Origin of the sequence: Fibrobacter sp. UWH5 (assembly GCF_900142505.1) — a bacterium.
GTDB lineage: Bacteria > Fibrobacterota > Fibrobacteria > Fibrobacterales > Fibrobacteraceae > Fibrobacter.
Window position 1 is genome coordinate 17,366 of sequence record NZ_FRBB01000026.1, and the last position, 10,641, is coordinate 28,006.

The following is a 10,641-nucleotide window of genomic DNA, read 5'->3' on the forward strand; positions in this document are numbered from 1 at the left end:
TCTGCGGTAAAGCTGTCAAACTAAAGATTGGTTTGCAGGATTTTCACCTGTTCGTCAGCCCATTCCTCGAAGGTGTCGTCGGCGATGTGGGCCTTGGCCTGCTGCATCAGGTGAATGTAGAAATGCAGATTATGAATCACCGAAAGAGTCCACCCCAGGGGCTCTTTTGCTTTATGCAGATGACGCATGTAGCCGCGGCTGTAGTTGCGGCAGCAATAGCAATCGCAGTTGGGGTCCAGGGGTGTTTTAAAGTCGTGGGCGAACTTCTGGTTCTTGTAGCGGAGAACGCCCTGGCTGGTGTAAACCAGACCATCCTGGGCGTTTTTGGCGGGCAGAATGCAGTCGCACATATCTACCCCGCGCTTGATCAATTCCAGAAGATTCCAGGGAGTGCCTACACCCATGACATAACGGGCGCGGTCTTCGGGCAAATGGTCGGTGCAGAAGTCCGCAATCTCGTACATGGTTTCCACTGGTTCGCCTACAGAGAGGCCGCCCATGGCATAACCGTCGGGACCCACTTCCTTAAGCGCCTCGATAGACTTCAGTCGCAGATCCTTGTGCATGCCGCCTTGGACAATGCCGAAAAAGTACTGCGGATAACCGTGGATAGGCGGATTCGCCTCTAGCCATTCCTTAGCCTCGCGAGTCCATTTGAGAGTCAGTCGCAAGGATTCGTCGGCTTCATCCACTGTGCTGGGGTACGGTGTACATTCGTCAAAGGCCATGATGATATCCGCACCGATTTCCCGCTGGGCCTGCATGACGCTTGCGGGCGTGAACATATGCATGGAACCGTCTTGCAAACTCTTGAAGCGGACGCCCTCTTCGGTAATCTTGCGGAACTGCTTAAGACTCCAAACCTGGAATCCGCCGCTATCCGTAAGCATGGGACCGTCAAAACCCATGAACTTCTGGACGCCACCAGCCTCTGCCACGGTCTTTGTGCCCGGACGCAGGTAAAGGTGGTATGTGTTGGCCAGAATGATTTCCGCTTCCATCTCCTTGATGTCGCGGGAGGTAATCCCCTTGACGGTGGCGTTGGTGCCTACCGGCATAAAGATGGGCGTTGTCACGTCGCCGTGGGCGGTGTGAATCACCCCAAGGCGGGCCTTGGATTTCTTGGACGTCTTCTTCAATTCAAAGGGATTAGCGTTCATCAAGTAGAAAGGTAGAAAAAGAACATCTACTTCTTCAAGTTTTTCTTGGCCATGAGGCGAAGCTCCACCATTTGCCTGCGCCAAATGTCGGCATCGATGGCGGGGAATCCTGCCACGGTGCGACCTGCGGGAACGCTCTTGGTAACGCCGGCTTTCGCGGTGATAATAGCCCCGCGGCCAATGGTAAGATGACCTGCCGCTTTTGCACCACCGGCGATGTTCACGTCATCTTCTACGATGGTGGTGCCGCCTAATGCTGTTTGGGCGGCCATAAAGATATTGTTACCTAGAACGCAGTTGTGCCCGATTTGAACCATGGCATCAAAGTGACAATCGTTGCCGATGGTGGTGGGCGAAATAAAGCCTGCGGCCACTACGGTGTTTGCGCCGAAGCTGCAATTGTTTCCGATGTGGACTCCTGCCAGGTGTGGTACCATACGGCGCTTGCCCTGATATTCGTAGAAACCGAAACCGCGGCTACCGATTACTACTCCGGCCTGAAAGATGCAACCCTCCCCTATGACCACATTGGGGTAAACGACAACGTTGGCTTCTAGCTTACAGCCAGGACCTATGACGGCCCCCGGCATAATTACACAGCCTGGACCGATTTCTGCGGAAGGGGCAATATGAGCGGCTGCATCACCTGATGTTCCTGCCACTAAAGCGGAACCGTATTTTTCTAAAAAGCAGACCATGGAGTGGTAAGGATTTTCCACCGGAACCAGGCTGCGAACCTTTGGAAAAATTTTGCGGAGGTCGGCCGCGGTGCTACCCTGGGAGGCGGCTTGCTGCATATTGGCGGGCACATAAAGCACACCGGCTTCGCACTTGCTTAAATCGTCTGCAGAAAAACCGTTTGCCCCTGTAATGCTCTTGACGTTCCCGGTCCAGAAACTGATATCTGTTGCAGTCGCTTTTTCCAAAGACGCGAATCCGTTGATTTCAACGCCTTCTACAATCACGGGTTTCATTAGGACCCCAGTGAGAGAATTTTGACTTTGCAGGCGTAATCGATCTTTACCTGATTTCCCAATTTACCGGTTAGATCTTCTCCGTCCAGCTGTAAAAATTCATCTTCCGCAAAATCAAGTGTCAGAGACTTCGCTTTCTTTGAAACGAGGAAAAACTTCTTGACGAAATTTCCTAAAAGCGGGACGGACCCAATGGCGATTGCTGCGAGGAACATGAACATGTTCGGCACACAGACGACTTCTAATAGGCCGTCAGCCATGTCCGACTTGTAGAACGGTTGGGACCCGCCTGCAAAACTGGGAATGTTTCCTACGATGACTGTCCGATGCCCTGAAACATCCTGAGAATGTTCGACGTTTTCGGCGTCTATAAAACTGATTTTTCCCTGTTTTAGAGTGTAGTTCCTGTCGGCAAAGAAACGGTCTACGTAATGAATTCTGTTGGCGATAACGGAATTGGAATTGAATGCGCCCTGGGAGCGGTCTCTGTTAAAGTCGTGGGCGATTCGTGCGTCGATGCCGCCCGAAAAATAGTTGGCGAAGGCAATCTTCCCGTTCACCTTCCAGATGTCGAAAGGGCGAGCCTTGGATTGGAGAAGACGGCGGACCAGGAACAGCAAACCTTTATCGACGTACGGCTTGTAAAGGTTCAGAACTCGGGCAAGGTCGTTTCCGGTTCCCAGGGGAATCAAACCGATTTTTACGGTTTTTGCATATTCCGAAGACACCAGCACAGACAGCACCGAAGAAACGGTTCCGTCACCGCCTACGGCAATCAAGGTCTCTGTATTTTCAAGAGCATCTGTAATCTGCTTTTCCATACCCTCGTGAACGGTGAATTCAGCCTTCCACTGGTCATCCTTGTAATTCATGGATGCCATGATTTCGGGCAGGAACTTATAGATTTCCTTGCCCTGGCCACCGCCGCTAATTGGGTTTATAAGAAAAACAAACTTGTACACTAAAAATCCTCAGAATTAATACTGGTCTTGACGGAGTGCTTCCTTGATTTCGATGTAATGTTCTACGCCTTCGTTAAATTTACGAATTTCGTCATCGGTTAGTTGACGGGCCACTCGTGCGGGGGATCCGACAATAAGACTTCCCTCGGGATATTCCTTGTTTTGAGGGACCAGGGACCCGGCGGCCACCACGGAATTCTTGCGGATGCGAGAACCATCCATCACGATGGCTCCCATTCCCACCAGCACATTGTCTTCGATGGTGCAGGCGTGGAGAACCGCATTGTGGCCCACGGTTACATTGTTGCCGACATGAACGCCCACATCTGTAGAAAGGTGGATGGTCACGTTATCCTGGATGTTGGTTCGCTTGCCAATTCGGATCTCGGCCAGGTCGGCTCGTATGACGGAGTTGTAAAATACAGAGGAATCATCCCCGATTTCCACATCACCAATTAGACGCGCTCCTTCTGCCAGGAATACGCGCTCTCCAATGACGGGCTTCTTGCCCTTGTACTCGATAATATTTGCCATACTATTTCAAGGTCCCGTAATGAGCCACCATTTCTGGTGTGATTGCCTTGGGGCGTCCGCGGTTCAAGTCCACCAACACCCATTGGGTCTCAGATTCAAAAATAATCTTACCGTCGCTGATTCGTTCAAAGCGACACTTTCGTTTGCTAACTACCGTTGTAAAAGAATCAACCCAGGTGGTTCCCTTGATTTCGTCGCCAAGGAAGGCCTGGTTCCTGTATTCGATATGCTGTACGCGAATCATCCAGCCGCAGTTCATTTCGCGCATGAGGGCTGTGCCGCCGCATTGCTCGGAGTGATTCTTCGAAATGTCCTGGATCCACTGGACAGACCATACATTGTTAAAATGATGGTTGTCGTCGATCATCTCGGGAGTGACCTTGAAAGTTTCAGTATGAACCAGAGGTTCCCAGTTGCTATTTTCTTCGGCCATCTTTTCCTCGACTGCTATTCGAATGATTTTACCAGGGTGGGTATCGCTAATTCAAATTTAACACCATACCAGTGATTTTCTGCGTCATCAACCGTATTTTCTATGGCTTTTAGGGTAAAGTCTGCCGCAATTTTTACGGCTTCCATGGTGCTCTTGCCTCGCATCTTGGCTCCGGTAAAGGCCGAGGCGTAGATGTCGCCGGTTCCATGGCACCACATTGAGACTTTTTTGTGCTCGTAATGGTTCAGCTCACCGTTTTCGTAAACGGCAATACCGGTGTAGCCTTCCCTGAAGCCGATGCCGGTCATGATGACGCTCTTTGTACCCAGGTCGCAGAGGCGCTTGCATAGTTCCGTAATGTAGGGGCGGTCATACTCTTCGGTATATTCCATGCCGGTCAGGTAGCTTGCCTCTGAAATGTTAGGGAGCAGTACGTCCGCTTCGGCGCAAAGGCGCTTCATGGCTTCAACGAAGTTCATGTCGAAACCGGCATAAAGCTTGCCTGCGTCGGCGAGAACCGGGTCTACAATGCGGAGAGCGCCCTGGTTGCCGGTGGTCTCCATGATTTCACGGACGATATCTACCTGGCGTACGCTTCCCAGGTAGCCTGTATAAAAAGCGTCAAACTTAATGCCTTCCTTCACCCAGTGATCTCGAATGGGCAGTAAATCGTCGGTCAGGTCCCTGAAGGTGTACCCCTTGAAACGTCCTGTATGGGTGCTAAGTACGGCCGACGGAAGCACGGCACACTCGATACCGCAGGCGGAAACGATAGGCAGGGCCACCGTAGAGGAACACTGGCCAAAGCAGGAAATATCCTGGATCGTAAGGACTCGCTTATACATGCGTCCAAATGTAGTAATTAAAGGGGCGAAGACGGATTTTCCAAGCGAATCCATAGGTTTAACGTGATAGGGCTAATATTTTTCAAAATATTTAAACCGTAATCTCTTTGTAAAGAAAGTTTAAGTTATATTTCTCTCAAAAATATGGAGTATTTGTATGGATTGGAATCAGTTTACTAGCCTCACTTCCGATGATATGCAGGCTATTTGGAATTTCGGTACCAAAGATCCGTTCTCGATCCTCGGTATCCATCCGCTGAATACCGATAAGGGTGTTAAGACTGTTATCCGCACTTACCAGCCCCAGGCCAGCTACATCCGTGGCGAATCCTGCGACGGCGAGTTCGAGTTTGATTTTGTAAAGCTGGGCGATACCGGTTTCTTCGAAGCAGTCCTCGACAAGGATTACGAACCGTTCTTCTACAACCTGATTATCCGTCAGGGCGACGGTATTGAATATACCCTTACCGACCCTTACGCATTCCTCCCTGTGCTGTCTGACTTTGACCGCCACCTGATTGCCAGCGGAACCCATTACGAACTGTATCGTAAGCTGGGTGCCAATATTGTTGAACATCAGGGCTTCAAGGGCATCCATTTTGCTGTGTGGGCTCCCAATGCCCGCGCCGTTTCCGTCATCGGCAACTTCAACAGTTGGGATGGCCGCCGCCACCAGATGCGCATGCTTGGCGGATCCGGCATTTGGGAAATCTTCATCCCGAACCTGGGCGAAGGCGAACTGTACCGTTTCGAAATCCATGGTGCCGACGGCAACATCCACGTGAAGGTAGACCCTCTGGCAAAGCTTTCCGAAGTGCGTCCGGCAACCGCTTCCATTACCACCCATCTGGATGGTTACGAATGGGGCGACGACCTGTACATGTACACCCATTACGCTACCAAGGTCTTTGGTAGCCCCATGAACGTTTACGAAGTCCACGCCGGTTCCTGGCGTCGCGACCCCGCAGATCCGGATCGTTTCCTGAACTGGGAAGAGTTGGCTGAAACCCTTATTCCTTACCTGAAGGAAATGGGTTATACTCATGTGGAATTCCTGCCCCTGGCAGAACACCCGCTGGATGAATCCTGGGGTTACCAGGTCACCGGTTACTACTCCCCCACCAGCCGCTACGGTACTCCTGACCAGTTCCGTAAGTTCGTGGACCTTTGCCACCAGAACGAAATCGGCGTGATTATCGACTGGGTCCCCGCCCACTTCCCCAAGGACGCTCATGCACTGGGCCGCTTCGACGGTACCGCCTGCTATGAACACGCAGACCCCCGCCAGGGCGAACACCCCCACTGGGGCACCTACATCTTTAACCTGGGCCGCAACGAAGTCAAGAACTTCCTCATTGCAAATGCAATGTACTGGCTCAAGGAATTCCACTGCGACGGCCTGCGCGTAGACGCTGTTGCAAGTATGCTGTACCTTGACTACGGTAAGGGCCCCGGCGAATGGGTCCCCAACAAAGACGGCGGCAACATCAACTACGACACCCTGGAATTCCTGAAGCACCTGAATTCTGTGATGGGCCGCCTGGCTCCCCACGGCATCCTCATCGCCGAAGAATCCACCAGCTTCCCCAGCATTACCCGTCCGCCAGAACAGGGCGGCCTGGGCTTCCACTACAAGTGGAACATGGGTTGGATGAACGACTTCCTCAGCTACATCCAGCACGAGCCCATCCATCGTAAGTATCATCACAACAGCCTCACCTTCAGCATGGTGTACGCCTACTCCGAAAACTTCATCCAGGTATTCAGCCACGACGAAGTTGTTCACGGCAAGGGCTCCATGCTGGGCAAGATGCCTGGCGACAACTGGCAGAAGTTCGCAAACCTCCGTTTGACCTACGCCTTCCAGTACGCACATCCGGGCAAGAAACTGAACTTCATGGGCAACGAATTCGGTCAGTTCCGTGAATGGTGCGAAAAGCGCTCCCTGGACTGGCACCTTGTCAGCTGGGATAGCCACGGCAAGATTCTCGCAATGATGAAGGACTTGAACCACGTCTATAAGGAAAACGCACCCTTCTGGGAAATCGACCATTACCATACCGGTTTCGAATGGATCTGGTGCGATGACGCCGACAACTCCATCGTCAGCTTCGTCCGTAAGGATGACCACGGCAACGAAATCCTCTGCGTATTCAACTTCACCCCGGTGGTCCGCAATGACTACCGCCTGGGCGCACCTACCGCCGGCAAGTGGAAGGAAATCTTCAACACTGACGCAGCCATTTACGGTGGCTCCAACGTGGGCAACATGGGCGAAGTCTGGACCGAACAGATTCCTTGGCAGAATCGCGCACAGAGCATGAACGTACAGGTCCCGCCCCTGGGTGCCGTATTCTTCAAGCTGGAAAAGTAACCATAAACGTCATCCTGAGCGCCGTAGGCACGAAGGATCCAAGCATTTAAAAAGACCTCGCAAAACGCGAGGTCTCTTTTTTATGAAATAAAAATTCACCTGATCTCAAAAGTTCCACCACCACATTCCAGATTTCCTGACCAACACTAACAGTGGACCACGCTGGCCAAACTTTTCCTTGCCGCAAGCAAGGATCACGGCAACATGAAAGGCCGCCACGAACGCTACGCCTACACATTCCTGGGCATCGTCAACGCCAGCATCCATACCTATTTCATGGGCCTCATAAAGCTAAATGACAGGGACGTCTACGACACCTGCCATCAGTTCATGCACGGAATTTTCTCATAGCCTTGCAGTTTTCCCTGAAAATTCATATTTTTCCATTGAATCAAGGAGTCAATATGAAGAAAGGTTTTACTCTAATTGAAATTATGGTGGTTGTAGTTGTTATGGGAATCCTTGCCGCCGTGGGAGTGCCAAAGATTTTCGGTCAGATCGAAAATGCCAAAATCGCTGTTGATATTCAATCATTGAGCGCCGTCAATACCGCAGTCGTTCACGCAACCCTTGACGATGGTTTTCAACAAGCATTTGACAAAACCATAAGCAACGACGAACGTGTCATGCGCATGAGAATTTCCTGGGCTATAGCAAACCAAAACAGCGACAAAGCTCAACTTCATAAACTTGTCGTTGAAGCAATTAAAGCAAATGCAGGCAGCAACTACATCGAATTAGGGAGCAAGACATCCTATTCCGACGGCAACGTTGCAGCCGTTTATCAAAGTAACTCGCTGAGAAAGAAGCAATTAGACATGATGGTCCTCATTGTAGAAAATAGCGGACACTTCAATATTGTCACGTTCCCCACAACTAGCGCAGGTAAAGATCCCATCGTCTATATGTATACTTATAGAGGTAGGCCTGTTGCCGCCGGGGACGTTCCCAAAGATGGCGAAGCCTGGGGAAACCAGAAAAAGAAGGTTACCTTCAAATACATCCCTCTAGAAGACTAAGTCACGCCCAAAACACTTTACAAAAAAGAGACGTCTTGAAAATCAAGACGCCTCTTTTTTTTACTAATTTATTTAATTACTTTATTCATCCTTCACGCAGCGAACGTAGCGACGACGCTTCTTGGGGAAATCATTACGGTCAATTTCCTTCGGCTGAATGTAACGTGTATAGACATTGGTCGATGCGGTATCGGCGCTTTCTGTCGCACTCCAAACATGCATACTAGCACCCAAATCCTTCCAACCAACATTGTTGTTGCCCTCAATGGCATAATGATACTTTCCGCCAGGAATTGCCGAGAACCCATAGTCATCTGTCATAGGATAATCGTCATACCCCTTCCAAGCACCATTAGGATCGCAAAGGCTTTGGCCTGCTGTAGCAACACCGTTGCTGGCATCTACAAAGTCGAACAAAGTTTGCCATTCTGCATCGGAAGGAATATGCCAACCCTTGGGGCAAATTCCACGATTGTAGCTCGTATCACTAATAACACCATCCTTCAGCGCAGATTGCGTCTGATACTTCTCATCAATCCCCATTGCCGTTGCCCATGTATACAAACGGCCATAGGTTTCACAGTTTTCAGGTTCATCGTTAAAGCACCAGCTAGAATCAATTCCAGTTGTTGCACGAAGATTTTCAGCCATCCACATCTGAGTGCCGATACCTACAGTCTTGTATGTATATCCATCATACTTTACAGTACCTTCGACACGATGCACTTCCGCAGACGAACTTGATTTCGGCTTGCTGCTTGAAGTCGATGATTTGGCAGTCGTGTTCTTGTCACTTGAACTACTCGACGATTTAAGACGAGACGCCTCTACTTCGCTATCTACCACCCACTTCCAAGTATGGGAGGTATCCTGAATGCAAACCATAGTGCTGTAACCGTATTCAAGAGTTGCATTTTCGTTACCCTTGTCGCAGCCCCGTTCAAAATAGACCTCGTTTTTACTGGCCTCAGTCCAGGAACTATCTCCTCGGCAGGCATAGGCCACATCCTTGGAATGGATAATGGAATAAAGATTCTTGTCATTACAGGCATCAACAAGGGAGCCGGCGACACAGTCCTGTTCATCGACATCATATTCTTCGCCCCTACACATTCCCGTGTTGATGTACTCCGAATTCGTGGAATGGCATCCCCAAAGAGAAAATAATGCCATTGAAGAAATTGAAAACTTTAAAAGATGATTTATCATAAAAAATCTCCTTTCTGCAAGAAACCTATAAAAAGCCACACCCCTTAAAAGTACAAAAATTTTTTTTAAAAAAGAAGCATCCCATATTACAACATGGAATGCTCTTGTTTTATATGAGGTTACTACGGGTTTTAAAATTCGTTCTGTTTCTGCTGCTTGGCGTCTGCCTTGCCCGCCGTCTTCAGATGGCGGTAAACAGCGGGGTGTCCAGCAATGCTATGGACGGAGAGAAGGTTGGATGTTTCGGACACGGACACGCCGCTAGTTTCCGATTGGACTTGTTGATTTTTTAATAGAGGGCTTCTCATAAACCATATTCATTAGCTGATGGAATAAATATACGCTTTTTTTTCGTATTGTTTGTTAAAGGTTATGCGCTAAGTTTTTGCAAACGGTAGGCAACCGGGCTCATGTACCCTAGGCTGCTATGCAAGCGCTTGCGATTGTAAAACAGTTCGATATACTTGAATAAATCCTCCTTGACCTCGTCAATATCTGCGTATGTCCTGTGGTGAACTTGCTCCAATCACGAACTGGTTGAAAAGTACCGCAAGGATCCCATCGCAAGGAAGGCTTATATGTCTCTGGAACAGAAACTCAACATCCGCGAAAAGAAAGGTGCCGAAGCCAAGAACAAGGAACTTGCCAAGGACTTCCGCGATGCAGGAATTTCTTTAGAAGTCATTGCCCAACAAACAGGTCTCTCCCCTGAGGAAATAAAGACTCTGTAACCCCAAAGACTTTCTTGTAATTTTAAAAGGCCACACCGATGAAGGCGCGACCCTGTTTTTTTTACTGCAACCACGCGTAGGTTGAGACCCATCGTCTGCTCTCGTTTCCATCCTGAATTCCACCGACCTACAGAGTTCCTTAATCACTCAAGTTCTGCCAGAAGGTCTTCAAGGATATAGCCGTCGCTCATGAGCTGCAAGCCGGACTCGGGCTGTAAAAGTAGTTTATGCGTATTAGAGGCAAAAAAAATCGACAAAGCAGATGTGCAGTCAATATTCTTGAGTTCAGCCAGCTTTTTAACAAGCCGAGCTTCCTTTCGCCAGAGAACTCCATTCTGCATGGCTAGACCTCCTCCCAACGAACAAATTGTAACATCCGATCCAAAACTTCCTGTGAACG

14 protein-coding genes are annotated in these 10,641 nt (G+C 49.7%); 4 read left to right on the forward strand and 10 right to left on the reverse strand.

All coding sequences use genetic code 11. The features are described 5' to 3' along the window. Positions 1 to 20: 20 nt before the first annotated feature. The 6 genes from tgt to BUB38_RS14785 are packed head-to-tail and all read right to left on the reverse strand — an operon-like array spanning position 21 to position 4,908. On the reverse strand, positions 21 to 1,160 hold the full coding sequence (gene tgt, locus BUB38_RS14760) for a tRNA guanosine(34) transglycosylase Tgt (protein ID WP_073161501.1): 1,140 nt from the start codon (positions 1,158 to 1,160) through the stop codon (positions 21 to 23). Between the two features lie 26 nt (positions 1,161 to 1,186). Continuing rightward, positions 1,187 to 2,134 (reverse strand): DapH/DapD/GlmU-related protein, encoded by a 948-nt coding sequence (locus BUB38_RS16920; RefSeq protein WP_083542252.1) that lies wholly within the window; start codon positions 2,132 to 2,134, stop codon positions 1,187 to 1,189. Further along, positions 2,134 to 3,096, reverse strand: coding sequence for a diacylglycerol/lipid kinase family protein (locus tag BUB38_RS14770; protein WP_073161503.1), 963 nt, complete (start codon positions 3,094 to 3,096; stop codon positions 2,134 to 2,136). The genes BUB38_RS16920 and BUB38_RS14770 overlap by 1 nt, the downstream gene beginning before the upstream one ends. Before the next feature lie 15 nt (positions 3,097 to 3,111). Continuing rightward, positions 3,112 to 3,630, reverse strand: coding sequence for a gamma carbonic anhydrase family protein (locus tag BUB38_RS14775; RefSeq protein WP_073161504.1), 519 nt, complete (start codon positions 3,628 to 3,630; stop codon positions 3,112 to 3,114). Position 3,631: 1 nt separating this feature from the next. Beyond that, entirely contained in the window at positions 3,632 to 4,063 is a 432-nt protein-coding gene (locus BUB38_RS14780; protein WP_249506585.1) for an acyl-CoA thioesterase, read from the reverse strand. Positions 4,064 to 4,077: 14 nt separating this feature from the next. Further along, on the reverse strand, positions 4,078 to 4,908 hold the full coding sequence (locus BUB38_RS14785) for a pyridoxamine kinase (protein ID WP_073161511.1): 831 nt from the start codon (positions 4,906 to 4,908) through the stop codon (positions 4,078 to 4,080). 157 nt (positions 4,909 to 5,065) lie between these two features. Here BUB38_RS14785 and glgB point away from each other — a divergent pair, with 157 nt between their 5' ends. The 3 genes from glgB to BUB38_RS17085 all read left to right on the forward strand — a co-directional run bounded on the left by glgB (position 5,066) and on the right by BUB38_RS17085 (position 8,301). Next, entirely contained in the window at positions 5,066 to 7,282 is a 2,217-nt protein-coding gene (gene glgB / locus BUB38_RS14790; RefSeq protein ID WP_073161506.1) for a 1,4-alpha-glucan branching protein GlgB, read from the forward strand. Between the two features lie 204 nt (positions 7,283 to 7,486). Next, a complete protein-coding gene (locus BUB38_RS16475) occupies positions 7,487 to 7,633 on the forward strand; it encodes a hypothetical protein (protein WP_175547702.1) in 147 nt (48 codons plus the stop codon). Positions 7,634 to 7,686: 53 nt separating this feature from the next. Then, on the forward strand, positions 7,687 to 8,301 hold the full coding sequence (locus BUB38_RS17085; RefSeq protein ID WP_073161507.1) for a prepilin-type N-terminal cleavage/methylation domain-containing protein: 615 nt from the start codon (positions 7,687 to 7,689) through the stop codon (positions 8,299 to 8,301). 81 nt (positions 8,302 to 8,382) lie between these two features. Here BUB38_RS17085 and BUB38_RS14800 read toward each other — a convergent pair whose 3' ends face one another. From BUB38_RS14800 to BUB38_RS14805, 3 genes are all read right to left on the reverse strand, one after another. After that, positions 8,383 to 9,474 carry an FISUMP domain-containing protein gene (locus BUB38_RS14800; protein ID WP_158535536.1) on the reverse strand — a complete coding sequence of 364 codons (1,092 nt, stop codon included), beginning with the start codon at positions 9,472 to 9,474 and terminating at the stop codon, positions 8,383 to 8,385. Positions 9,475 to 9,641: 167 nt separating this feature from the next. Next, positions 9,642 to 9,767, reverse strand: coding sequence for a hypothetical protein (locus tag BUB38_RS16865; RefSeq protein WP_256374942.1), 126 nt, complete (start codon positions 9,765 to 9,767; stop codon positions 9,642 to 9,644). Positions 9,768 to 9,880: 113 nt separating this feature from the next. Continuing rightward, a complete protein-coding gene (locus BUB38_RS14805) occupies positions 9,881 to 10,036 on the reverse strand; it encodes an IS3 family transposase (RefSeq protein WP_088658752.1) in 156 nt (51 codons plus the stop codon). A gap of 52 nt (positions 10,037 to 10,088) precedes the next feature. Here BUB38_RS14805 and BUB38_RS16480 point away from each other — a divergent pair, with 52 nt between their 5' ends. Continuing rightward, positions 10,089 to 10,241: a hypothetical protein gene (locus tag BUB38_RS16480; RefSeq protein ID WP_158535537.1), complete on the forward strand. Its 153-nt coding sequence runs from the start codon at positions 10,089 to 10,091 to the stop codon at positions 10,239 to 10,241. 143 nt (positions 10,242 to 10,384) lie between these two features. On the opposite strand, the gene BUB38_RS14810 is transcribed toward BUB38_RS16480, so the two are convergent. Beyond that, the coding region (locus BUB38_RS14810) for a hypothetical protein (RefSeq protein WP_217650895.1) at positions 10,385 to 10,641 on the reverse strand (257 nt) is incomplete at its 5' end.